The following is a 24568-nucleotide window of genomic DNA, read 5'->3' as shown; positions in this document are numbered from 1 at the left end:
ATGGCGCTGCGCCACCGCAGCCGGGACGGCGGCCGGGAGCCCGCGTGGTACGACGACGCGGCGGGCCGTCTGGTCCGCCCGTACACCGTCAGCAACGGGCGGACCCGGCCCACCGCCCCGTTCGACCTCCTGACGCTGGTCAGGGCGACCGGGCGGCGGGCCGACGAGCAGGGGCCGGAGCACACCCGTGCGCTCGCGCTGTGCCGGGTGCCGGTCTCCGTCGCCGAGGTCGCCGGCCACCTGCGGCTGCCCGTCGTGGTCACCAAGGTGCTCCTCGCCGACCTCGTCGACTGCGGTGCGCTCACCGCCCACGCCCCCGCGCCCGCGGGAGGCGCACCCCGGACCGACCGAGCACTTCTGGAGGCGGTGCTGCATGGACTGCGCACCCGGCTGTGATCCCCTGACCCCGCCGGACGACGGGGCCGTCTTTCCGACCGCCGTGAAAGTCCTGGTCGCGGGCGGCTTCGGAGTCGGCAAGACCACCTTCGTCGGAGCGGTCAGCGAGATCGAACCGCTCTCCACCGAGGAGCTGCTCACCCAGATCAGCGTGGGCCACGACGACCTGCTCGGCGTCGAGGACAAGGACACCACCACCGTCGCCATGGACTTCGGCCGGATCACCCTCGACCGGTCGCACATCCTCTACCTCTTCGGCACCCCCGGCCAGGAACGCTTCTGGTTCATGTGGGATGAGCTGTCGCACGGCGCGCTCGGCGCGGTGGTCCTCGCCGACACCCGGCGCCTGGACCACTGCTTCGCCGCCGTCGACTTCTTCGAACGCCGCGACATCCCCTTCATCGTCGCCGTCAACGAGTTCGACGGCTCCCACCACTACGCCCCCGAGGAGGTACGCACCGCCGTCGACCTCGGCCCGGACGTGCCCGTCGTGGTCTGCGACGCCCGGCGCTGCGCCTCGGCCACCCACGTCCTGGTCGCCCTCGTCCAGCATCTGCTCGCGCCCGTACCCGCCGCCGCTGCCTGGGAGCTGCCGTGAGCCGGTCCGCGGCGTACGACCCGAACCGGCATCTGCTGCGCACGCCGGTGGACACCGGGGCGACGGAGCGCGCGGCCCGGCTGCGGGAGCTGGGCCTCGGCGACGCCCCGGTGCCCGCCTTCGACGCGTACGCCCGCGAGGTGGCCCGCGCGCTGAGGACGCCGTACGGCGTGGTGAACCTCCTCGGCGAGCGACGGCAGTACTTCGCCGGGCTGTACACCCCGCCGCGCGGCCGGGTGCCGGGCGCGCCGCGCGCCCTCGGCGGGGACCTGCGGGTGATCGCCCGCGACCACGGCTACTGCCCGCACGTCGTCGTCCGCCGCAAGGCCCTGGCGCTGGAGGACGTCCGCGACTACCCGCGGTTCGCCGGGAACCCGGTCGTCGACGAGTCCGGAATCCGCGCCTACCTCGGCGCCCCGCTGATCGACCGGACGGGCCTGGCGCTCGGCACGGTCTGCGTGGTGGACCTCGAACCGCGGCCGTGGGGCCGGGAGGGTCTGGAGGCGATCAAGGAGGCGGCGGCCGGTCTGGTCACCCGGATCCACCGCCGGGAGGACGGGCTGAGCGACACCTTCTGACCCCGGGGCGCCCGCGGTGTCCCGCTTGCGGCGCGGTGCCCCGAACATCCCGGAACACGCGCCGGGGCGTGGCTCTTGGCGGGGCGCCGCGCGGGAGGGAGAGTGGCGTGCGGCGGGGCGCCGGTCCGGTGGCCGGGATCCGGTGCGGTCCGGTGCGGGTGCCCCGCCGGACCCGCCGCCGTCCGGGCGGCCCCGCCCCGCAGTCAGGAGACGATGCCCCATGCAGGTCCCCCAGCCGGAGTTCCACGAGGCCCCCGACGGCGCCCGGATCGCCGCGTACACCTGGCTGCCGGAGGCCGGGCAACCCCGGGCCCTGGTCCAGATCGCGCACGGCGCGGCGGAGCACGCCCGGCGCTACGACCGGTTCGCCCGCTTCCTGACCGCCCGCGGCTTCGGTGTCCTCGCCTCCGACCACCGGGGCCACGGCGCCACCGCCGCGTCCACCGGCGGCCGCGGCGTGGTGGGCGAGGACGCCTGGCGGGCGATCGTCACCGACCTCAAGCGCGTCGGCGACCACGCCGCCGCCGCGCACCCCGGCGTCCCGCTGGTGCTGCTCGGCCACAGCCTGGGCTCGATGCTCGCCCGCGACTACGCCCAGGAGTACGGCGCCGACCTCGCCGGACTGATCCTCTCCGGCACGTTCCGCACCCTGCCCGGCATGGAACTCGACTCCGTCATCGAGGAGTTGGAGGCGGAGATCGCCGAGCGGGGACGCACCGCCCCGTCCGCCTTCATCCCCCGCGCCTTCGGCGCCTTCAACGACGCCTTCCCGCACCGCACCGGCTTCGAATGGCTCTCCCGCGACACCGCCGAGGTCGACCGGTACGTGGCCGACGAGGACTGCGGATTCCCGTTCTGTGCCGGGCTCTGCCTGGACTGGGTCCGCGCGGTCCGCAAGATCAACGATCCGGCGCACCTCGCCCGGATGCCCCGCGATCTGCCGGTCCACCTCGTCGTCGGCGCCGAGGACCCCTGCAACCAGCGGTTGACGCACGTCAGCGAGATGCTGGAGGACTACCGCTACCACGGCGTCCAGGACCTGACCTGGCGCGCGTACCCGGAGGCCCGCCACGAGCTCCTCAACGAGATCAACCGTGACGAGGTCCAGCGCGACCTGCTGGCCTGGCTCGACGCCCGCGTCTGAAGCGCCCGGGGCGCCACGTGCCGCCGGGCCCGGAAGCGGCCTGGTCCGGCGGCCGCCGGGCGGGGCGCGGTGCCGTCCGGAATCCGGCAACACGCACCCTCTGACATGCGGTATTGTTCTCGTGCGCGGTCAGCCGGGGAACCGGCCGGGCGAGCGATCGGGACGTGGCGCAGCTTGGTAGCGCACTTGACTGGGGGTCAAGGGGTCGCAGGTTCAAATCCTGTCGTCCCGACAGTTGTCGGAAGAGTCCGCCGGTCCGGGGAAACCTGGATCGGCGGACTCTTTTCCGTATGTCCCGGAGCCGCGGGCGTGCCGTGCGGCCCGGCCGTGGTGCCGGCCGGGCCGCACGGTGTGCTCAGCTCAGGAGCTGACCGCGCCACTCGCGGAAGCCGTCGGCGAGATCGGGGCGGCCGGCGGCGGTCAGGCGCGCCATGTGGTCGTCGACGTAGTGCAGGTACAGCGGGAGCAGTTCCTTCTCCAGGAGGGCGAGCGCCGCCGCGGGGTCCTCGGGGGGTGCGTCGCGCCAGGTGAGGGCCGCGGTGACGAGGGCGGCGCCGGGGTTCTGGGGGTCGGCGGCGTGGTGTTCGGCGGCTCCCTGGTTCGTGCCGACCAAGCCGGTGGCGGCGGTGTAGAGGAAGCGGACGGGGAAGAGGACGACCTTGGTCAGGCGCCGCGGGCCGTGGTCGAGGAGGAGCCGGGGGTCGCGGATCTCCGCCAGGGCCGTGCGGTCGGCGGCGGGCATCGGGCCGAGACCGGTGGCGGTGGTCGTCGGGTCGTACGAGCGGCCGGCGAGGAAGGTGAGGGCCAGTTCGGCGCCGATGGCGAGGAGTTCGTCCGGTGCGGGGCGGGGGATGCCCCGGCGGGACTCGGTGCCGGCCAGGAGGCGGCCGTGTTCGAGGAGGTCGAGGCGGTCGTAGGGCGGGAAGCGGCCGCCGTCGCTCGCGCCGGACAGGGTCGACGGCGTGCCCCAGAAGACCGACAGCCGCTTGTGCAGCGGGGAGCCGCCGTTCTTGACGGTGTCGGTGACCGCGTCCACCTCCGCCGCGTCCGCGGGGGTGTGCGGGTCGGCCAGGACGAGTCCGAGGTCGACGTCGCTGACCAGCTCGCTGAAGCCGCCGTGGGCGAGGCTGCCCAGGGCGTAGGCGGCGAGCAGGCGCGGGCCGAAGCGTTCCCGGTAGGCGGCGACGGCTTCCGTGAGGACCTGCTCGCCGGCCGGGTGGGAACTGGGTGTGTCGTACATCTTTTTCCGATCTGTGCGCTGCGGACGTTCACCGGTCACCGGGGGGATGCGCCGGATGGGGCGGCGGGAAGCCGTCCGGGGCGGGGCGGGGCGGGGCGGGGTGCGGTCAGGTGCGGGGGCCGGCCGTGCGGCACTCGGCGACGAGGGCGGCGAGGATCCGCTCGACCTGGAGCTGCATGACCGGGATGCCGAAGGTGAAGAAGACGGCGCCGCTGGTGATGTCGCCGAAGGCGAAGAAACGGCGGTCGGCGCGGCCGTCGCGTTGCAGCCTGCTGCTGTGCCGTTCGATGCGCAGGCCGCCGGACGGATGGGGCTCGGCGACGCCCGCGGCCACCAGGGCGTCGGTGATTTCCCGGGCCGCGCCCGAGGAGCGCTTCACCGGAGTGTTCATCGCGTTGATGACGGCGTCGACGGTGAAGGAGTCGTCGGCGGTTTCGACGGAGAAAGTGCCGCCGGAAAGCGGAGTGATATCGACGAGGCGGTCGCGGATGTGGAGATGGCCGCTCTCGTGCATGGCGAGGAGTTTACGGGCGTTGGCGGGCGGCATGGGACAACATCGGGAAAGCAGCAGCCGCTGATGCGAGGCCAGCAGAGCGGCCTTTCCCTCGTCGTCGAGGAGATACCACAGGTCCTGGCCGACCGCGCGGGCGGCGAATTGCAGTGTCCGCAGCCGGGTGTCGGGGGAATCCGCCGCGTCAAGCTGGCTCTTGAGATCGGTGAGCGGGGAGGCGGCGAGAGTGAGCTGCCGGCCGAATTCCTCGAATTCCTCCGTGCTCAGGCCGAGTTCGGCGCGGGCCAGTTCGACGATATCGGTCAGGGTCAGGGTGCCGCCCGCGGCGCGTTCGTCCGCCTTCTCGGCGGTGAGGTGGGTGAGCGTGAGGCGGGCGCGGCGCTGGCGGACGGCCGGCAGCGCGCCGGAGCGGGAGAGGAAGGTGACCGGTCCCCGGTGGTCGCGCGCCCGGAGGGCGAGGGCCACGTCGACGCCGGTCAGACCGCTGCCGACCACGGCGACGTGCGCGGTGGGGTCCAGTGCGGCGAGGGTGTCCGACAGCGGGTACGGGTCCGCGATGTAGTGCGGCGCCGCGGCGAGGCCGTAGGCGTCGGGCGGGGTGCCGCCGCCGGGGGTCAGCACGACGCGGTCGGCGGCGTGGCGGCCACCGGAGCGGGTGAGCAGGTAGGTGGTGTCACCGGCGAGTTCCACGCCGGTGACCTGGTCCGCGATGACGCGGACGGGCCGGCCGTGTGCGGTGAGGCGGGCGATGGCCTCCCGGGCGGAGTCCGCGAAGTAGTCGCCGGCGAGGGTGCGGGAGGGGTACCAGCCGTCGGCGGTGTCCGCGTCGCCGGTGTTCCCGTGGGCGTTCAGCCAGCGGGGGAAGTGGTCCGGGTCGCCGATGCGTACCGACATGTCCTGCGGGACGTGGTTGACCAGCACCTCGTCGGTGTCGCGCTGGTAGGCCCGGCCGCGCCAGAGGTGGCGTCCGCAGTCGAAGACCGTGACCTCCCCCTCGGGCAGGGAACCCACGGCCTGGGCGAGGGCGTCCAGGAGGAGTACGGCGGCCGGACCGCCGCCTATCACTGCGATGTTCATCCGGCTCTCTTTCCTGCTTGTTCGTCAAATACCGCGTCGTGGTGGTGTGCGGTCCGCGATATGTCGTGCTCCGGAATTCCGGCATGGGTGACCGGATCAGGTGTGCGGGGCCCGGACGGAATGAAGGGTGCCGATCCGGCCGGGGGGAAGGCGAGAGATGACGGAAAGTGTTCACCCGCTGTTCGGTGCGCGGGGAGTGGCCGTCGTCCGCTTTTCTTTTCTTCCGTCGTTCGGTCGGAACGGGAGGTGGGGCCGGAGGTCCGTCATACCGCTGTGTGGTCGCGGACGAATGATTTCCGGTGTACCTGGAAGCCATGCGGGCGAGGTGCCGTGAATTCTTTTTTCAGGGGCCCCTAGGGGTTCGGCGCGGGCCCGGGAGCGGACGGTGCGGCCGGGGCCGCCGACGGGCCGCGCCGCGCGGGGCGCCCGGCGCTCGAAAGGGGGCGGCCGGTGGCGTCCCGGGCCGCCGCGAGCGGCGGTGGCACCCGCCGCGCGGCGGTGCCCCCTCCGGCCCGCGCCACCGGTGTGCCGTTCACCGCGCGGCGGAGTCCTGGCCCTGCGGCGCCACGCCGTTCGCCGCGTGGGCGAGGGGGGCGGGGCGGGGGCGCAGCATCGCCGTGAGGTCGGTGCGGCGCTTGACGTGGAGCTTGCGGTAGACGCGGGTCAGATGCTGCTCGACGGTGCTGACGGTGATGTACAGCCGGGCCGCGATCTGCCGGTTGCTGTGGCCGCGGGCCGCGAGTTCGGCCACCCGGCGCTCCGCGTCGCTCAGACTCGCCCGCAACCGGCACTCCCCGTCCGGCCGGCCGCCGTGCGCCGGCCGCGCGGCCGGTACGTACGGCTGCTGCCGCGCGGTGCGCGAGGCGTCGGCGGCGGTCCGGGGCTGGGGCACGGTCTGCCCCGGGCGCGCACCGCCGCGCTGTGCGGGCGGCGCCGCGGACCGGCCGCGCGCCGCCGCCTCCGCCGAGTCCTTCGCTCCGGTTTCCTGACGCTCCATCACCGTGTACCTCTCTCCCGACGTCCGCAGCTCCGTGTGCGGCCCGATTCCGTTCAGTTGTTTCCGTACGGCCGCCCGGTCCCGCAGCGCCCCGCACTCCGTGAACGCCGCCGCGGCCTCCTCCAGCAGCGCGGCCCGCCGCTCCTGCGGGGCGCAGGCGGCGAGAACCCGCAGGGCGGCGCCGCGCGCCCGGACCTGGAGCGGGGTGCACCGCTCCAACTGCGCCTGCGCCAGGGTGCGGGCGCGTGCCCGGTCGCCGAGGGCCAGGCACGCCCAGGCGGCCTCGCTGCGCCACGGCACCAGCGCCGGTACGTCCATCTCCCACTCCTCCATCAGCGCGCCGATGGAGGAGAACTCGTCCAGCGCGGCCTGCGGCTGCCCCGCCGCGAGCTGGTACCGGCCACGGGCACACAGGTAGTGCAGCCCGATCGGCGTCTCGAAGAGCGTGTCCGGCACCGTGACGCGCAGCGCCCGCCGCGCGATCTCCAGTTGTCCCGACGCGACCCCCGCGGTGATCAGGGTGCCCAGCGGCATCCCGATGCCCACGCCCCAGTTGTCCTGCGAGGTCGCCGACAGCGCGGTGTGCGCGAGCTGGATGGCCTCCGCCAGCGCGCCGCGCCGCAGGGCGAGTTCGGCGCGTACGGAGGTGAAGAGCGCCTGCCAGTTCTGCGCCGGGATCAGCGGTGCCTCGGCGGTCAGCCGGCGGCAGGCGGCGTCGGCCGCCTCCAGCCGGTCCGAGTAGAGCAGCGTGATCAGCGCGGAGAGCAGGACCGGGAAGCTGCGTTCGGTCAGCCGGTAGCGGCGCAGCAGCCGTTCGGCCTCGTCGGCGAGGGCGGCGTCGGGGCCGGTACCGCTGAGCCGGCTCAGCAGCACCGCTCCCTGGACCTCCGGGCTCAGCGGATCGCTGAAGGGCGTCGCGGGGGCCGTGCCCTCCGGTACGTCGACCGGCTCCCACCGGCCCGTCGCGGTCGGATAGCCCAGCCGCAGCCACTGCAGCGACGCCTGGACGTGGGCCGCCGCGCCCGGTGCGTACACCTCCGGCGCGGCGTTGATCCGCTGGAGCCCGGCGACGGCCGACTCCACATCGCCCAGCCAGAGCGGGGCGGTGGCCGGGGCGCCCTCGTCCGTTCCCGCCGGGGCGCCGGGGGCGGGCGCCAGCGCCGGGAGACCGCGGACGGCGGCACACGGATCGGTCCGCCACTCGATGTCGAACAGCGTGGCCGTGATGGAGGCCCGCAGCTTCTCGTCGGACGGCTCCAGCTCCCTGGCCCGCACCAGGCAGTCGTGGGCCAGCTCCGGCTCGCCGCCGCGCAGCGCCGTCCGGGCCGCCTCGTCGAGGATCTCCGCCGTCCAGTCGCCGTCCGGTACGGGCGAGGCGGCCAGGAGCTGACGGGCGATGGTGACGGGCGCCGCGCCGCTGCGGTACAGCACCTCCGCGACCCGGCCGCGCAGCGCGGCCCGTACCGCCGGCGCGGTGTTGTCGAGCACCGCTGCGCGTGCCTTCGGGTGTCGGAAGCGGCTGCCCGAGAGCACCCCCGCGTTGTTGAGGGTGTTGACCGTCCGCATCAGCGTGGTGGTGTCGACGCCGGTGAGCTGGGTCAGCAGCCGGGTGCTCGCCGGGTCGTCGAGCAGGGCGACGTACCGGGCCAGCGTCTGCGCCTCGTCGCCGCAGCGGTGCAGGCACGACAGGACGGCCGCGGTGTAGCCGGAGTCGACGGCCGGTGCGCCGTCCGCCGGGTCCGTCCGCCGGTTGTCGGCGATCAGCCCGTGGACCTGGAGCGGATTGCCCGCCGTGATGTCGTAGCAGGCGTCGCCGAGGCGTTCGGCGGCCGCCGCGCCGAGCTGCGCGGTCAGCAGATCGCGGACGGCGGGCCGGGACAGCGGGCGCAGCCGCAGCCGGCGGGAGTGCGGCTCCAGGGGCAGTTCCGCCTGGAGCACGGCCTGCGCGGCGGGCAGGTCGGGCGCCTCGCCCAGCACGATCAGCACCGGCTTCGTCCCGAGCCGCCGGACCACCGCGGCCAGGCACTGCAGCGACACCGTGTCCGCGTGCTGGAAGTCGTCGATACCGAGCACGACGGGGCCGGGCAGACGCTCGACGGCGTCCAGCAGCGGCAGGCAGAGAGTGTTGACGACCTGCGCCGACAGGGGGAGGGAGCCGTCGTCCGGGGTGGTGCCGGCCGCGGCGTGGAGCTGCGCGGTGTCCAGCAGACGGTCCGGGGAGCCGCCGCCGGGTACGAGGGCGGCCGCGCCGCGGTAGAGCTGGGCCCATACGCCGAACGGCACCAGGTGCTCGGTCCGTGACGCCGTCGCGCCGAGGTAGCTGCCGCCGCCCTGGGTGACCTGGCGGGCGAAGGTGCGCAGCAGCTCCGATTTACCGCAGCCGGTGGGCCCCGAGAGGAAGGCGAACCGTGCCGGGCCCAGCCGGTCGTCCGTCAGCAGTTGCTGGAGGACGGTGAGATCCTCCGTGCGCTCCTGGAGGTCGGAGAAGACAGCCTGGCCGTTCATCGCTGCTCATTCGGTCGTTGCGGAAAGCCGGGGTATTCCTTCACGTTTCTTCCTGGACGTCCTGGCGGCGCGCGCCCTGCGGATGGCGCCGACGCTCCGGGTGGGGGAGGGCGGGGAGATGTTCCGTACCGGTGCGTGTCCGCCCGGCCTCCTCGGGCCGGCGGGCGCGGCGGTGCGGATGTGCCCTAAGACGGACACACACGCGCTCATAGCGGGATTCCCAGGTCACGGGCGCGGGCGATGGCCTCCACGCGGTTACGGGCGTTCAGTTTCTGGAGCACGTTCTGCAGATAGCTCTTGACGGTGTTGCGGGAGATGAACATGGCGGTCGCGATCTCCGGGTTGCTCTGGCCGAGCGCGACCCGGCGCAGCACCTCGTGTTCGCGGGGGGTGACGACACCGTCCGCGGCGGCCGTGGCCGGCTGCCGCGGAGCCGTGGCGGGAGGCGGGTCGGCGACCGTGGCGGGGGTGACCCGCTCGACGGTGATGCCGTACCGGGTGACCGGCGCCGCCCAGTCCGGGTGGCAGGTCAGCAGCGCGACGCGGGGCAGGCCGAGGGCGGTCAGCATCTCGGCGACGATCCGGCTGCCGCTCTCCCGCTCCGCGCGGTACTGCGGGGACGCCACCGACGACTGGCGGCGGGCGCAACTGTCGAGCGTGCCGACGGCGCCGAAGCCGCGGCCGGTCTGCCGCAGGTAGAGCAGCACACCGCCGGCGTCGTGCACGGACCGGATGGTCTGCTGGAGGCGGGCCGCGCAGTCGCAGTGCAGCGCGCCCAGCACCTGGCCGCTGAGGCATTCGCTGTGCACCCCCACCAGCGGGACCCGCCCGCCGGCCGCCGGGGACGTGCCGAAGCCGAGCGCGACGTGCTCCCCGCCGTACGACAGGCCGCTGAAGGTGAACGACGTGCCGGTCGCGGTGCCGCCGCCCTTCAGACCGACCTGGAGTTCACCGGCGGCCCGCACCCGGGGCCGCGGCGGGGTCGTGGGCACGGTCCGCTCCCGCTCGCCGCGCGGCCGTCCGTCCGGGATCTGCCGCCGCGCGGCCGCCGGGTTCTCCGGGCTGACGAGAGTCATCGCCGCACTCCTCCGATCGCTGCGCCACGGGCCGTGCGGACGCCGTTCACCGTGTCGAGCACGGCGTCGGCGAGGGACCGTGGCACCCGGCCGCCGCGCGCCAGCGTCGGGGTGAGCCGTACCTCCGGGCCGAGCGCCCGGATCGCGTCCGCCTCCTGGGCGTCGGCGGTGTCCAGGACGAAGACGTCGCACAGGTCGCGGATCAGCTCCGCCGCGCCGGTGGCGGTGGCGGCCACGCCCCGGGACTCCATGAGGCGTTGCCTGCTGTCCGCCCGCCGCGCTTCGCCCGGATCCTCGAACGGCACCCGGCTGACGGTCGGGGTGACCGCCACCACCGGGCAGCGCACGTCCCGCAGCGCCTCGCGCATCCCCGGCACCGCCAGGACCGGGCCCAGGCTCGCCACCGGGTTGCTCGGGCCCAGGACGACGAGGTCGGCGCTCTCCAGCGCCTGAAGCACACCGGGCGCCGGGCGGGCCGCGGAGATGCCCGCGTACGTCACCTCGTGCACCCGGGGCGCGGCCGCGTCCCGCACCAGGAACTCCTGGTAGCTGCGGCGCTCGCCGTCGGTGCACAGCAACTGGGTGCCGACGGGCTGTTCGGTGGCGGGCAGGACCCGGCAGCGCAGCCCCATGCCGTCGGCGAGCCGGCGCGTCACCTCGGCCAGGCCCACCCCGTCGCGCAGCCACGAGGTCCGCAGCAGGTGGGTGGCGAGATCGGTGTCGCCGAGGTTGAACCACACGTCGTTGCCCAGCTCACGCATGGTCTCCATGCACCGCCAGGTCTCGCCCTTGGTGCCCCAGCCGCGATCGGTGTCCTGGCGGCCGCTGAGCGCGTACAGCGTGGTGTCGAGGTCGGGGCAGACCCGCACGCCGTGCGCCCAGAGGTCGTCCCCGGTGTTGACCACCAGGGTCAGGGGGGACGGGCCCGGCGCCGCCTCGTCCAGTGCTTCGTTCAGGGTGAGCCACAGGCGCGATGCGCCGATGCCGCCGCCGATTCCCACAACGTTGACCATGTCACTCCGCCTCAGCGCACTCATTCACCGGCCGCCGGAACCCGGCGGCTCTCAGGGACGACAGCAGGTCGGCGCGGAATTCCGCCGACCGGATCTCACATGATCTGCCCGGCACCCGGTCCGCCCGGGGGCGGGCGATCGGGGGTCGCCGGTACGCCTTCGGACCGGGGCTTTCGGGCTCTCCGCGTCCGGGCGACCGGCCCCGCACGGGGGCCGCCCGGGGCGGCAGGGGGGCGAGGGGGCCTAACCGGTCGCCCGGCCGGCGGGACCCGTCCGGACCGGCGCCGCCTCCCGGCGCCCGCCCGGCGGGGGCCCCACGCTCCCGTTTACGGCGTCTGGCCTGCGCGGACGCCAGCACCGGGGCGACGGTCTCCTGCATCCCGTAAAGCTGGAGCAGGGAGACCTGGAACCGCTTCTCGAACAGGGTGATCCGCTCCTCGGACACCTTCTGCGTGGCGATCACCGCCCGCAGACCGTGCGCGGTGTCCCAGACGCTCTCCTCCCGCGCGAGCAGCATGCACAGCGGCGCGGGCAGCAGCCCGGCGAGCGTCGCCCGCAGCGCCGCCGCCTGACCGGCCCACCGCTCGGCGGTGAAGCCCGGGGTGAGCGCGATCGAACCGCCGCTGACCAGCGCGGACATCGACGCGTACTGCTGGGAGTTGCCGCGGAAGAGCGGCAGCACGATCAACTGGCGGTCCTCGGGCCGCATCCGCAGCCGGCCGGCGATGTTGCGCCCGGCGCCCAGGTACGCGGCGTGGCTGAGCGGCACCTCCTCGGCGGGGCCGGAACCCGACGCGGCGTGCAGCACCCCGAGGAGGTCGTGCGGCCGGGGGCCGGTGCCGTCCCGCTCCGCGTCCCACGGCGCGCCGGACTGCGCGTCGCGTGCCGTGTGGAACGCGTCGGCGCCCTGCCCGCCGATGACCAGCAGATGGCGGCAGTCCGGCGCCTGGAGACAGGCGCGCGCCGCGGTCTCCCGCAACGCCGCCTGGACGACGGTGACGTGACAGCGGGAGCGGGCGAGCAGATAGCCCAGCTCGTCCGGGGTGTGCAACGGATCACTGGGAACGAGCACGGCGCCCAGCCGGGCCGCGCCGAACCACAGGTCGTAGAACTCCGGGCAGTTGCCCGTGTGCGCGTTGAACCGGTCACCGGTCCGCAGTCCGAGCGAGCGCAGCAGCCGCGCCGTCCGGGTCGCCCGTGCGTCCATATCGGCCCAGCTCAGGACCTGTTGGCCACCCTCCGGCGTCTCGGCGACGAGGAAGGGCTCGGCGCCGTGACGGGCGGCTCCCTGGGCCAGTGCGGCTGCGACGGTGTCCGCGGTTCTCGTACTCACGTCAGTGACTCTTGTGGGGCCACCTCACTTGGACCGCAACGGTTCATCAAATATTGCTTAACTGCTTGCTCAAGGTGATCGCGTGGTGACGCGAAGGGGTGAACAATGAGATCATCGACACCCCGCGCAGTGCGGTTCGATCGATGCGGGGAGGCGCTTTGCCGAGCGGTGACACACATGCTCTCGTCCTGGTGGTGGACGATGACGAGGACGTCCGGACGCTGGCCAGATGGCAGCTGGAGTCCGAGGGCTTCGAGGTGCTGACGGCGGCCGACGGACAGGCGGCGCTCGACGCCGTGGCCGAAGGACACCCTGATGTCGTCCTTCTCGACCTCACCCTCCCGCTCGTCGCGGGCCTGGACGTCCTCACCCATATCCGGCGCCGCTCCGCCGACCTCCCGGTGATCGTCGTCTCCGGCCGGTCCGGTGAGACGGACCGCATCATCGGCCTCGACCTCGGCGCCGACGACTACGTCGTCAAACCCTTCTCCCCGGCGGAGCTCGCCGCGCGGGTCCGCTCGGTGCTGCGCCGCAGCCGACGCGCCGAGACCGCGCCCGCGGCGCCCGCGCCCGCGGCGGAGCCGGCGGCCGAACCGCCGCGCCCCCGCAAGGGCCTGGTCATCGACCGGGCGACCCGGACGGTCACGGTGCGCGGTGACGCCGTGGAGCTGACCGCCCGCGAGTTCGACCTGCTGGCCTTCCTCGCGGCCTCGCCCCGCCACGTCTACACCCGCGACCAGCTCCTCGAACACGTCTGGCGGTCCTCCAGCGACTGGCAGGAGCCGGCCACCGTGACCCAGCATGTCCACCGGCTGCGACGGAAACTGGAACGCGACCCGGACCGCCCGCACTGGCTGCGCACGGTCCGCGGAGTCGGCTACCGCTTCGAGCCCTGAAAAACCCAGAAGGTGTCATGTTGCGCGAATTCGATCGGCGTGCGTCCCTCGATGCGGGCCCGGACACCGAGTCCATGCCGCAGTTGCTCGTCCACCACGCCCAGGTGCTGGAGATGATGGCGGAGGGCGCGCCGCTGCGGCCTGTCCTCGACGCCGTCACCAGCGCCCTGGAGGACCTGCTGCCGGGCACGATGTGCTCGGTGCTGCTCCTCGACGAACGCTCCGGGCGGCTGCACCACGGCGCGGCCCCCAGCATGCCGCAGCAGTACATCGAGATGATCGACGGTATGGACACCGGCCCCTGCGCGGGCTCGTGCGGCACCGCCGCGTACACCGCCGTGCCCGTCGTGGTGCCCGACATCCACCGCAGCGCCCTGTGGGACGACTTCCGGCCCGCCGCCGCGGTGGCCGGGGTGCGGGCCTGCTGGTCGACGCCCATACCGGGCAAGGACGGCCAGGTGCTCGGGACGTTCGCGGTCTACCACGACATACCGCACACCCCCACCGAGTACGAACGCCTTCTCGTCGAGCGCTTCACCCACCTCGCCGCCGTCGCCATCGACCACGACCGGCTCTTCGGCAGCCTGGCGCAGAGCGAGGAACGCTTCCGCCGCGCCTTCGACGACAACGCCGCCGGAATGGCGCTGCTCGGCCTCGACGGGCGGGTGACACGGGTCAACCGCGCCCTGTGCGCACTTCTGCGACGGGAGGCTTCCGACCTGGTCGGACGCTATTTCCAGGATCTGGTGGAGGAGGAGGACCGGGCCGGTCTGCTGCACGGTGTCGCCGCCGAGACCGACGACCGGCACCGCTTCGAACTCCGCTTCCGCCGCCTCGACGACGTGCCGATCGTCACCTCGACCACGTACTCCGGCGTCCGCGACGCCTACGGCAACATCGTCTCGTGGTGCGTCAACCTCGTCGACGAGACCGACCGCAAGGCCGCCGAGGAGGAGCGGCGGGCGCGTGCCGAGGCGGAGATCGCCCAGCGCCACGCGGAGGAGAACAGCCGCACCAAGTCGCAGTTCATGACCGCGCTGGGGCACGAGATCCGCACCCCGCTGCACGCCGTCGTCGGCTTCGGGGAGATGCTGCGCTCCGGCACCCTCAGCCCGGAGCGCAGCCGGGAGGCGCTGGACCGGATGCGGTCGGCCGCGGGCCACCTGGTGGACCTCGTCGACGACCTCAGCGACGTCGCCGCGATCGAGGCGCGTGCCCTGCGGCTGCGCACCGAGCCGGTGGCTGTCGGAGAACTCCTGACCGATGTGCACGGTCTGCTGGCCAACGCGGCGGACGAGGCGTCGGTGACGTTCGAGACCGAACCGCCCGAGGGCGCACCGGCCGTCATCGGCGACGAACGGCGGCTGCGGCAGGTGCTGCTGAACCTCGCCACCAACGCCATCAAGTACAACCGCCCCGGCGGCCGCGTCACCCTGGGCACCGCCCCCGCCGACGACGGCCGGCTCTCCCTGGTGGTCACCGACGACGGCCCCGGCATCCCCCGCCACCTCCAGCACCGGCTGTTCGTCCCCTTCGACCGGCTCGGCGCCGAACGCGGCAAGAACCCGGGCTCGGGCCTCGGCCTGCACGTCACCAAGGGCCTGGTCGACGGAATGGGCGGGGAACTCGCCATCGAGAGCGGCGGCGGGGCCCCCGGCACCGTCGCCCGCGTCACCCTGCCCGCACCCTGCGACACCGCCGCCCCGCCGCCCGGGGAGCGTCCCGCATCCCGGGACGCATGACGGGACGGAACGGGGCAACCCCCTGCGTACCGTGCCCACCGCCCGTTCGCCGTAAGGGATTTACGCGTACACTTCGCGGCGGCAGCGACGCGGCGCACCCCCTGTGTCCGCTGCTCAGGCCGTCGGGACGAGCCCGGCGCGCCGGGGGCCGGGCGGGCCCGCCGCCGCGGTCTCATCAGCGAACGACGAACGACACCGGCCGTCGGCCGCGCCCTCGCGGCACGCCGTGCCGGGGCGGTGCGGCGGTGCCGGAGCGGTAGTCCGGCGGCGCCGCTGCGGAGCCTTCCGCCGCCATCTGCCGACGCGCCGTCCGGTCGCCCGGGGCCGGACCCCGGGCGCGGGCGGCCCGAACACATCACACCGAATCAGGGAGCCGACCCGCTCCGGTGCACGACCGGTACGGTCGCCGACCCGACCCAGACGAAGGGGGAGCGGCGTTGGCCCGCCACCTGCTGATCGTGGACCCGGACGGGGTCGACGGACACCGCACCATCGCAGAAGCCATCCAGGCAGCCCGCAGCGGCGCCGTCATCAGCGTGCGGGCCGGGCGTTACGAGGAGAATCTCGTGGTGACCAAGATGGTCACGCTGGTGGCCGACGAGGCGGGCGCGGTCGTCGACATCGCGCCCCGCAAGGGCAGCGCCGTCCAGGTGCTGGCCGAGGCCGTCAAACTCTCCGGACTGCGGCTGCGCAGCGACGACACCGAACTCCCGGTCGTCGACGTGCCGCGCGGTCAGGCGGCCCTGGACGACTGTGAGATCACCGGCGCGTCCTGGACGGCGCTGCTCTCCCGCGAGGAGGGCTCCCTGGCGATGCGCGACTGCCGCGTCGTCAACCAGGCGGGCGCCGGGATCGTCGACATCTCCCGCGCCACCAGCGTCATCGAGAACTGCCTCCTCGAACGTCTCGGCAGCTCCGGCGTGGTGATCGGCGAGGACGCCGACCCGGTCGTCCGCGGCTGCACCGTGCGCGACGCCCGCGGCAACGGCGTCCTCGCCAACGGCCGGGCCCGCGGCACCGTCGAGGACTGCACCTTGACCACCACCGGCAAACCGGCCGTCGCACTGGAGGAGGACAGCGCCACCCGGATCGCCCGCTGCCTGGTGCGGGACACCGTCATCGGCCTGCATCTGTCCACCACCTCCCAGGTCACGGTGGAGGAGTGCACGGTCAGCCAGACCTCCAGCCACGGGATGACGCTCGGCGGCGACACCGACCCCGTCGTGCGCGGACTGCGGGTCGAGCGCAGCGACGGCCACGGCATCGTCGTCACCGGGCACGCCCGCGGCACCTTCACCGACTGCACCGTCGAGGACGCGGCGGGCTCCGGTGTGGTGGCCGAGGAGTCCGCCGCGCCCACCCTGACCGGCCTCACGCTGCGCGGCTGCGCGGCGGAGAGCCTGCTGCTCGCCGGGGACGGCGCGGCCCGCGTGGACCGCGCCGAGATCATCGCCGCGAAGGGCACCGGTGTCCTCGTCGACGGACAGGCCGCGCCGGTGCTGCGCCGGGTGAGCGTCACCGATCCGGAGGGCCACGCGCTGGAGGTCCGCTCCACCGGCCGCGCGCAGATCGAGGACGGTGAGCTGACCGGCGCGGGCCGGTGCGGCGTCGCCCTCGCCGAGGGCGCCCGGCCCACCCTCCAGGCCACCACCGTGCGCGGCGCCCGCAGCACCGGCGTCCTCGTCGGGCCGCGGGCCGCCGCCACCCTCCTGGACTGCGAGATCGCCGCCGCCGGGGCGGACGGTGTGCTGCTGGAGGAAGAGGCCGAACTGACCGCCGTCCGCACCTGGGTGCACGGCGCCAAGGCCAACGGCGTACGTGTCGGTGTGAAGGCGCGCGGCGCGCTCAACGGCTGCCGCCTCACCGACAACGCCGGGGACGGCGTCCGCGTCGAGAGCGAGACGCGCTTCCGGGTGACCGGCTGCACCGCCACCGGCAACGGCGGCGCGGGCGTCCGCCAGACCTCACCCGAAGGAAAGACCAGTGTCGAGTCGCTGACCAGCAGCGACAACACCGACCCGGACATCTGGGGCGAGGCCGCGGCCGCCGCGGGCGCGGGCGGCGGCGTGGACGCCCGGGGGCCGCTGGCCAAGCTCGACGAACTCGTCGGACTCCAGGGGGTGAAGGAGCAGGTCAACATGCTCGTCAACCTCAACCGGCTGGCGCGCCGCCGCCGCGAGGCCGGGCTGCCGGTGCCGAACAACTCCCGCCATGTGGTCTTCGCGGGCCCGCCCGGTACGGGAAAGACCACCGTCGCCCGGCTCTACGGCTCGATCCTCGCCTCCCTCGGCGTGCTCCGCTCCGGCCACATCGTGGAGGTCTCCCGCGCCGATCTGGTCGCCAAGATCGTCGGCGGTACGGCGCTGAAGACCACCGAGGTCTTCGAGAAGGCCCTGGGCGGCGTCCTCTTCATCGACGAGGCGTACACCCTCACCGCCCAGGAGGGCGGCGGCGCCAACTTCGGGCAGGAGGCGGTCGACACCCTCGTCAAGCTGATGGAGGACCACCGCGACGACGTGGTGGTCATCGCCGCCGGCTACACCGCGCAGATGAGCAACTTCCTCGACTCCAACCCGGGGCTGGGCTCGCGCTTCAGCCGCACCATCGAGTTCGAGAACTACACCGTCCCCGAGCTGGTCACCATCGTCCGCAACCAGTGCGAGGCGCACCGCTTCACCCTCGCCGAGGAGACGGAGAAGGCGCTCGCGGTGCATTTCGAGCGGATGCCCAAGGATGAGTCGTTCGGCAACGCGCGCGCCGCCCGCAAGGTGTTCGAGGAGATGGTGGACCGGCAGGCGTTCCGGCTGGCGGAGATGGCCGAGGTCTCCCAGGACGACCTGACCGCCTTCGTCCCGTCCGACGTCGGTGAGCAGGCGGCCGCCGCGGTCGGCGCGGGCACCGCCCGGCACGACAACGAGGCGCTGGACGAGGTCCTGGGCCGGCTGCGCGCCATGACCGGTCTGGAGGCGGTCAAGAACGAGGTCGAGGACCTGGTCAACCTCCTCGGCACGGCCCGCAGGCGGCAGGCGGCCGGGCTGCCCGCCACCTCCGTCGGCCACCATCTGATCTTCGCCGGGCCGCCCGGCACCGGAAAGACCACCGTCGCCCGGCTCTACGGCGAACTCCTCGGCTCCCTCGGTGTGCTGCCGCGCGGCCAGCTCGTGGAGGTGGCCCGCGCCGACCTCGTCGGACGGTACGTCGGCCACACCGCGCAGCTCACCCGTGACGTCTTCACCCGGGCCCGCGGCGGCGTCCTCTTCATCGACGAGGCGTACACCCTCACCCCCGAGGGCGGCTCCGGCAACGACTTCGGGCAGGAGGCGGTGGACACCCTCGTCAAGCTGATGGAGGACCACCGCGGGGACGTCGCGGTGGTGGCCGCCGGGTACTCCGGCGAGATGGAGCGCTTCCTCGCCTCCAACCCGGGCCTGGCGTCCCGCTTCTCGCGCACCGTCCACTTCGAGGACTACACCACCGACGAACTCCTCTCGATCGTGCAGAGCACCTGCGCCCGCGACGGCTACGAGTGCGTGCCGGAGACGGTGGACGCGCTGCGGCACCACTTCGCCGCCATCGAGCGCGGCGAGGACTTCGGCAACGCCCGCTACGCCCGCAAGGTCATGGAGGCGATGGTCACCCGCCAGGCGAGCCGCCTGAGCCGGATGCCGGACGCGAGCCTGGACGAGCTGCGCCGGTTGCTGCCGGAGGACCTGGCGAGCGCCAACCTCTGAGCGGCCACGCCGCCCCGGTGCCCGCCGTCCTCGCGGGCGGGCACCGGACACCGCGGCCGGAAAACACCGCCGTATACCCCCCACTTGTAGGTGGTGGCGGCTGCCCGGACCTGGGTGAATGAGGGGTCCGTGGCAGCCGGGGACCGCGTCCCGCCCACGGTCACGGCCGCGCCCCGCGCAGGGGCGGGTGGCCACGGGTGACGACGACGTGAGGGAACACCGCTGGTGGACAACTGCCGCGAGAGCACTGCCCGGTTCACCGCCCGCGGGGGGTACCGCCCCCGGCTCGGGGGCGGGCGCCGGGCCCTGACGCTCCTCGCCGCCTTCGGGCTGCTGGCCATGGGGGCCGGCCCGGCGTCGGCGGACGGGCCGGACGGCATCTCGCTGCCGCCCATCCCCCGGGGGGTGGAGGGCAAGTCCTGCACCAAGCCCTCCGCCAAGAAGATCTCGGGGCGCCCGTGGGCGCAGAACGTGCTCCGGCCCGAACTGGCCTGGGATCTGACCGAGGGCGACGGCGCGACCGTCGCCGTCGTCGACACCGGCGTCGACGCCCACGGCACACCGGCCCTGGCGGGGCGGGTCAAGGCCGGTCCGGATGTCGCCGGGGGCGGGGCGTCGGGCAAGGACTGCGTCGGGCACGGCACCTTCGTCGCCGGGCTGATCGCCGCCGCGCAGCCGGAGGACGCGGGCTTCGCCGGGATCGCCCCCAGCACCCACATCCTGTCCGTCCGGGCGACCGCCGACAACGGCACCACGACCCCGGACCGTCTCGCCGCCGGGATCGACGCCGCCGTCGCGGGCGGCGCGCAGGTGATCGACGTACCGGTGGCGCTGGCCGCCGGAAGTGCCAAGCTGACCGCGGCGGTGAAGGCGGCCCGCGCCGAGGACGCACTGATCATCGCCCCGGCCTACGGGGCCGAGCAGCTCGACAGCGGCAAGGCGGCGCCCGCCGCGTACCCCGCGCAGTTGCCCGGTGTGGTGGCGGTGGCCTCCCTCGCCCCGCCCGAGGGCCTGCCCGATCAGCAGCAACCGCCGCGTACCGCCCCGGATCTGGCGGCCCCCGGCGACAACGTGGTGAGCGTCGGGCCGCGCGGTGACGGGCACTTCACGGGCAGCGGCGCCGACTACGCCTCGGCGGTCGTGGCGGGTGCGGCGGCGCTGGTCCGTTCCTACCGGCCGGATCTGACGGCGCCGCAGGTCCTGGCGCGGCTCCAGCGCACGGCGTACCACTACCAGGGCGCGGTCTCCCTGGTCGGCGCGGGCACCGTGGACCCCGGAGCGGCGGTCACCGCCAACCTCGCCTCGGGCCGCGGGCCCGCCGAGGATCCCGCCACGGCGCTGCGGCTGCCCGGGCCGCCCTCGCACGCCGCCGAGCACCGTGCCTGGACGATCGCCGGGGTCTCGGCGGGTCTGATCGCCCTGCTGGGTCTCGCCGCCGCCGCCGTCCCGCGCGGGCAGCGGCGCGGCTGGCGCCCCGGCAGGCTGTCCGCCCCCACACCGGACGCCGCCGCCGACGCGGGTCCGGCCTCGTCCGGCGTCTGACCGCCATGGCCCGGACGCCCGGACCGGTCCCGGCCCGCCCCGCCCCCGCGCCACTTTCCGCGGGGGCGGGGTTCTTCCCTCGTTCTCCCTTTCCTTCTTCCCGCCTTTTCCCGCCTCTCCGCACCGGGAATTCGCCACCCCGAACCCTCCATCTGGGGGTGGTGCGCGACGGCATTTCCTCCCTGCTTTCCCACGCGGCGCGGGAAAGGTGCCCCATTTTGTTCCCGGTGAGGGTGAGGAAGGGGAGGGGGAGGGGGCTGGGTGTGCTTGAGCGAAGAAGTGAATTCATTCCCGTTCTGAAGGCGGGGAGGGGGTGTCGGGGTGCGCGACTCTGTCGTATTCCCAGGTGGAGGGCATGATGTCGGAAGTCGGCGATGCCTCCCGTCCTGCTCGGGAGCGTTTAACTTCGCGTATGCAGCTTTGCGTGGAGTTTGCCGCGCAGAAGGTTCGCCGTGCGCCGCGAGGGGGCCTCGGGAATTCCCTCACTTCCCCCGGGAGTACCCTCCGTAGTCGCTTGACCGATATCCCGTCACGATAGTCTTCCCGATAATCCGCGTCGGCCCGGAGGGTTTTCCGGGCGAAGAGAGCGAGCCGCCGTGAGCGACACCACAGTCGGCCTGTGCCGACTCACCGTCCGATCCCCAGAAAGGGCCTTCGACATCGGCGTGCCCGTCGATGTGCCCGTCGCCGACCTGCTGCCGGTGCTCGTCGACTACGCGGGTGACGATCTCCACGAGAAGGGCCTGGAGCAGGGCGGTTGGGCCGTCCAGCGGCTGGGCGGGCCGCCGCTGGACGACGAGGGCACCCCGCGCAGCCTGGAGCTGCGCGACGGCGAGACCCTCTACCTCCGCCCCCGCAACGAAACGCTGCCCGAGGTCGCCTACGACGACCTCGTCGACGGTGTGGGCGAGGCGCTCCGCAAGCGCCCCGACTCCTGGCGCCCCGAACTCACCCGCCGGCTGCTCCTCGGCTTCACCGTGACCGCGCTCGCCGTCGGCCTGATCATCCTCGCGCTGCCCGGCTCGGGCGTGCTGCGCGCCGTCATCGGGGCGGGGCTGGCGCTGCTGCTCATCGTCTGCGCCGGTGCCGCCTCCCGCGCCGTGGGCGATGCCCCCGCGGGCGCGGTGCTCGGCACGATGGCGGTCCCCTACATGGCGCTCGCCGGGGCCCTGGTGCCGTCCGGCGGGGAACCCGAAGTCCTGCTGGGCGCACGGCTGCTGGCGGCCGGTGCGGCGGGGGCCGGCGCCGCCGTCCTGGCCCTGTCGGCGGTCGCCGCGTACGCCCCGCTCTTCCTCGGCGCGCTGACGGCCGCCCTCTTCGTCGCCGTCGGCGGCGCCGGAGCCGTCGCCGGACTGCCGCTCGCGCACGCCGCCGGTATCGCCGTCCTGTGCGTCCTGATCTGCGGCGGGCTGGTGCCCAGCCTCGGATTCCGGCTGTCGGGGCTGCGGCTGCCGGTGCTGCCCTCCAACGCCGACCAGCTCCAGGAGGGCATCGCCCCGCACCCCGCCGAGCAGGTCAACTCCCGCGCGATCCTCGCCGACAGCTACATGACCGGTCTCTACGCGGCCCTGGGCCTGGTCTCCGTCGCCTGTCTGACCGCCCTGCTCACCGCCCCCGCCGCGGACGGCTGGCCGCCCCGCGCCTGCGCCTGCGTGCTGAGCGTGCTGTTGCTGCTGCACTCCCGCCACTTCGGCAGCCTCTGGCAGCGGCTGGCGATGGCGGTCCCCGGCGTCTACGGGCTCGCCCTGGCCGCCACCCTCACCGCGGCGGGCTTCGCCCTTCCCGCGCGGCTCACGCTGGCCGCCGCGCTGCTCGCCGCGGGAGCCGTCTCCGCCGTCGCCGCCTGGACGGTGCCGGGCCGCCGCCTGGTGCCGTACTGGGGCCGCATCGGCGACGTCCTGCACACCCTGACCGCCGTCGTCCTCGTCCCGCTGACGATCCTCGTCGCCGGCATCTACCAGCAACTGCGCGCCATCAAGGGCTGATCCGGCCGCGCCGGCGACCGCCGGCCGCACCACGCGGCCGGGGAAGCCGAGGAAGGGGAATGACATGCAATCCAGGCGGGACCAGGTCCAGGCCCACCTGTTCGTGATGAGCCGGTTGTCGGCGGGGATGCTCCGCGTCGAACCCGACGCCCCGGACGCGCCCAGCGCCCGCACCAAACGCGGTCTGATCGGCGGCACCATCGTCGCCGTGCTCGCCGCCATCGGCGTCACCCTCTACGGGTTTCTCTCCCCGGGCGGCGCCACCTCGTGGAAGACACCGGGCACCCTCGTCCTCGTCGACGACTCCACCAGCCGGTACCTCTACGCGAACGGCGCCCTGCACCCGGTGCTCAACGAGGCGTCGGCGAAGCTCATCGCCGGTACCCGGATGACCGTGCAGCACGTCAGTGCCGCCTCCCTCGGCGGCACCCCGCACGGCGCCCCCGTCGGCATCGTCGGCGCGCCCGACGCGGTGCCCGCGCCCGACGCCCTGGACAACGGCGCCTGGCTGGCGTGTTCCGGGCGCGTCACCGACGCGTACGGCAAGAAGCGGACGCTGCTGAGCGTCGCGGTCGGCAGCGACGGGAAGGGCCGCTCCCTCGACGACGCCACCGGCACCCTCGTCACCTCGCCCTCGGGCGGGGTCCAGCTCCTCTGGCACGGTATGCGGCACCGCCTCGACACCGAGCACGGCGCGCACACCGCCCTCGGCTGGGCCGACAAGGACCCCCTGCCGGTCAAGGACGACTTCCTCAACACCCTGACCGCGGGCACCGACGTCGCCTCGCCCCCGGTGCCCGGCCGCGGCTCCGACGGCCCCGAACTGGCCGGCGCGCCCAGCCGTATCGGCCAGCTCTTCACCGGCTCCGGCCAGCACTACCTGCTGCGCGAGGAAGGACTCGTACCGCTGACCCCGCTCCTCTTCGACCTGCTGCGCGGTGACACCCGTACGCAGAAGGAGGCGTACGGCGGCGCCACCGTCGAGGTGCGCGGCATCGGACCGGCCGACATCCAGGCCCACCAGGCGTCCTCCGGCGTGGGCAACGCGCTCGCCCAGGGCCTGCCCGCCACCGCACCGCGCCTGGTGGCGGCCGACCGTACGCAGGACGTCTGCGCCAAGGTCACCCCCGGCGACGGCACCAAGGGCCCGGTGACCGGTATCGCCGTCCTCGACGCGAAGGACGTCCCGGCAGGTGCGCCCAACGCCCAGCCCGGCATCCAGGCGGGCTGCCTGCCGTCGGACCGTGTCTGGGTGCGGCCCGGCAGCGGCGCGCTGGTGCGTGCGCTGTCCTCGGGCGGCGCGGGCGCCTCCGACTACCTCGTGACGGACTCCGGCACGGTCTACCCCCTGCCCCCGGCGGCGGCCAAGCAACTCGGCTACGACAACGCCCGGCCGGTCACCGTCCCCGGCACGCTGGTGCAGCTCCTGCCCACGGGGCCGAGCCTGGACCCGGCCAAGCTCGCCAAGGGCGGCGTCGTGCCCGCGGCGGCCGGCACGTCCGCGAACTGCCCGTCCGGGAGCGGCGCATGAGCACGGCGCCGCGGGGCCCGCGGAGCGGCGCGGCGGGGCGGGCGCGGCGGAGACCCGTGCCCGCCCCGGCCCGACCCGACACCACCGAGGAACGAAACCCATGAGTGAGATCAGGACCACGAGCGACCTCCGGCGGATCTTCGCCCAGTACCCGCAGTTGGCCGCGCAGGTCGAGACCCTGGGCCACGACATCGAGCAGATCGCGACGCTCAACAAGAAGGGCGCCGGGACCAACGACGAGGTCCACGACCAGTACACGAAGATCGCCGATCCGGCGACCGAGGTGCTGCGGAAGGTCGTCCAGCTCATGGGCGACGTCACGGCCAAGACCGGCCAGGACGGCGACGACGTCATGCGGCTCTTCGAAGCGGCCGAGCACGACAGCGAGGCGCTCGCCAAGGCGTGGGACGTCCTGGAGGCGGCGGAGAAGGGCATCGAGAAGGGCACCCCGAAGAAGGGCCAGGGCGATGGCGGTCACTGAGAGATGACGCCGACGCGCGTCCCCGAGAGCGCCCGCTCCCCGCTCCGCTCCTCCGGCACCGGCCCGTTACGGGCGGCCGGAGCGAGCGGCGCGGGCGCCTCCTGACGGTTCCTTGCACCCCACCCTTCTTCCGCGTTCCCGTACGCGTACCGCCACGCTCCGCACGACGGGCACCCGCCCGCGCACAGCATC

Annotated in this window: 17 protein-coding genes and 1 tRNA gene; 12 read left to right on the top strand and 6 right to left on the bottom strand. The window is 74.1% G+C overall.

Translation table 11 applies throughout. The annotated features are described in order from the left end of the window. The 5 genes from ACGH2B_RS02425 to ACGH2B_RS02405 all read left to right on the top strand — a co-directional run bounded on the left by ACGH2B_RS02425 (position 1) and on the right by ACGH2B_RS02405 (position 2948). Positions 1 to 396: a DUF742 domain-containing protein gene (locus tag ACGH2B_RS02425; RefSeq protein WP_399083291.1), complete on the top strand. Its 396-nt coding sequence runs from the start codon at positions 1 to 3 to the stop codon at positions 394 to 396. Then, complete coding sequence (locus ACGH2B_RS02420) at positions 374 to 994, top strand: GTP-binding protein (RefSeq protein ID WP_399083288.1); 621 nt, start codon at positions 374 to 376, stop codon at positions 992 to 994. The genes ACGH2B_RS02425 and ACGH2B_RS02420 overlap by 23 nt, the downstream gene beginning before the upstream one ends. Continuing rightward, positions 991 to 1572 carry a GAF domain-containing protein gene (locus ACGH2B_RS02415; protein WP_399083285.1) on the top strand — a complete coding sequence of 194 codons (582 nt, stop codon included), beginning with the start codon at positions 991 to 993 and terminating at the stop codon, positions 1570 to 1572. The genes ACGH2B_RS02420 and ACGH2B_RS02415 overlap by 4 nt, the downstream gene beginning before the upstream one ends. Before the next feature lie 220 nt (positions 1573 to 1792). Beyond that, positions 1793 to 2716: an alpha/beta fold hydrolase gene (locus ACGH2B_RS02410; RefSeq protein WP_399083282.1), complete on the top strand. Its 924-nt coding sequence runs from the start codon at positions 1793 to 1795 to the stop codon at positions 2714 to 2716. Between the two features lie 158 nt (positions 2717 to 2874). Next, positions 2875 to 2948: transfer RNA gene (locus tag ACGH2B_RS02405), tRNA-Pro, on the top strand. Between the two features lie 123 nt (positions 2949 to 3071). Here the strand turns inward: ACGH2B_RS02405 and ACGH2B_RS02400 are convergent. The 6 genes from ACGH2B_RS02400 to ACGH2B_RS02375 all read right to left on the bottom strand — a co-directional run bounded on the left by ACGH2B_RS02400 (position 3072) and on the right by ACGH2B_RS02375 (position 12468). Further along, positions 3072 to 3956, bottom strand: coding sequence for a hypothetical protein (locus tag ACGH2B_RS02400; RefSeq protein ID WP_399083279.1), 885 nt, complete (start codon positions 3954 to 3956; stop codon positions 3072 to 3074). 106 nt (positions 3957 to 4062) lie between these two features. Next, positions 4063 to 5544, bottom strand: a complete 1482-nt coding sequence (locus tag ACGH2B_RS02395) for an FAD/NAD(P)-binding protein (protein ID WP_399083277.1) — start codon at positions 5542 to 5544, stop codon at positions 4063 to 4065. 532 nt (positions 5545 to 6076) lie between these two features. Continuing rightward, on the bottom strand, positions 6077 to 9046 hold the full coding sequence (locus ACGH2B_RS02390) for an AAA family ATPase (RefSeq protein ID WP_399083275.1): 2970 nt from the start codon (positions 9044 to 9046) through the stop codon (positions 6077 to 6079). A 206-nt stretch (positions 9047 to 9252) separates the two neighbouring features. Continuing rightward, positions 9253 to 10122, bottom strand: coding sequence for a LuxR C-terminal-related transcriptional regulator (locus ACGH2B_RS02385; RefSeq protein WP_399083272.1), 870 nt, complete (start codon positions 10120 to 10122; stop codon positions 9253 to 9255). Then, the gene (gene cofD / locus ACGH2B_RS02380; RefSeq protein ID WP_399083269.1) at positions 10119 to 11135 is read right to left on the bottom strand and encodes a 2-phospho-L-lactate transferase; all 1017 of its coding nucleotides are present in this window, start codon (positions 11133 to 11135) and stop codon (positions 10119 to 10121) included. The genes ACGH2B_RS02385 and cofD overlap by 4 nt, the downstream gene beginning before the upstream one ends. Position 11136: 1 nt before the next feature. Continuing rightward, a complete protein-coding gene (locus tag ACGH2B_RS02375; RefSeq protein WP_399083266.1) occupies positions 11137 to 12468 on the bottom strand; it encodes an AMP-binding protein in 1332 nt (443 codons plus the stop codon). 158 nt (positions 12469 to 12626) lie between these two features. Between ACGH2B_RS02375 and ACGH2B_RS02370 the strand changes: the two genes are divergently transcribed. From ACGH2B_RS02370 to ACGH2B_RS02340, 7 genes are all read left to right on the top strand, one after another. Next, the gene (locus ACGH2B_RS02370; RefSeq protein WP_399083263.1) at positions 12627 to 13364 is read left to right on the top strand and encodes a response regulator transcription factor; all 738 of its coding nucleotides are present in this window, start codon (positions 12627 to 12629) and stop codon (positions 13362 to 13364) included. Between the two features lie 17 nt (positions 13365 to 13381). Next, positions 13382 to 15106, top strand: coding sequence for an ATP-binding protein (locus ACGH2B_RS02365; protein WP_399083260.1), 1725 nt, complete (start codon positions 13382 to 13384; stop codon positions 15104 to 15106). 437 nt (positions 15107 to 15543) lie between these two features. After that, positions 15544 to 18837, top strand: coding sequence for a right-handed parallel beta-helix repeat-containing protein (locus ACGH2B_RS02360; protein ID WP_399083257.1), 3294 nt, complete (start codon positions 15544 to 15546; stop codon positions 18835 to 18837). Between the two features lie 225 nt (positions 18838 to 19062). Next, positions 19063 to 20379, top strand: a complete 1317-nt coding sequence (locus ACGH2B_RS02355; protein ID WP_399083254.1) for a S8 family serine peptidase — start codon at positions 19063 to 19065, stop codon at positions 20377 to 20379. 596 nt (positions 20380 to 20975) lie between these two features. Continuing rightward, the gene (eccD, locus tag ACGH2B_RS02350; RefSeq protein WP_399083251.1) at positions 20976 to 22364 is read left to right on the top strand and encodes a type VII secretion integral membrane protein EccD; all 1389 of its coding nucleotides are present in this window, start codon (positions 20976 to 20978) and stop codon (positions 22362 to 22364) included. A 64-nt stretch (positions 22365 to 22428) separates the two neighbouring features. Next, positions 22429 to 23895 (top strand): type VII secretion protein EccB, encoded by a 1467-nt coding sequence (eccB, locus tag ACGH2B_RS02345; protein ID WP_399083248.1) that lies wholly within the window; start codon positions 22429 to 22431, stop codon positions 23893 to 23895. 100 nt (positions 23896 to 23995) lie between these two features. Continuing rightward, on the top strand, positions 23996 to 24376 hold the full coding sequence (locus tag ACGH2B_RS02340) for a hypothetical protein (protein WP_399083245.1): 381 nt from the start codon (positions 23996 to 23998) through the stop codon (positions 24374 to 24376). The last annotated feature ends 192 nt before the right edge of the window (positions 24377 to 24568 follow it).

It is taken from the genome of Streptomyces sp. BBFR2 (genome assembly GCF_044497305.1).
In the GTDB taxonomy this organism is placed as follows: Bacteria; Actinomycetota; Actinomycetes; order Streptomycetales; family Streptomycetaceae; genus Streptomyces.
This window is presented reverse-complemented; position numbering and strand designations above follow the sequence as displayed.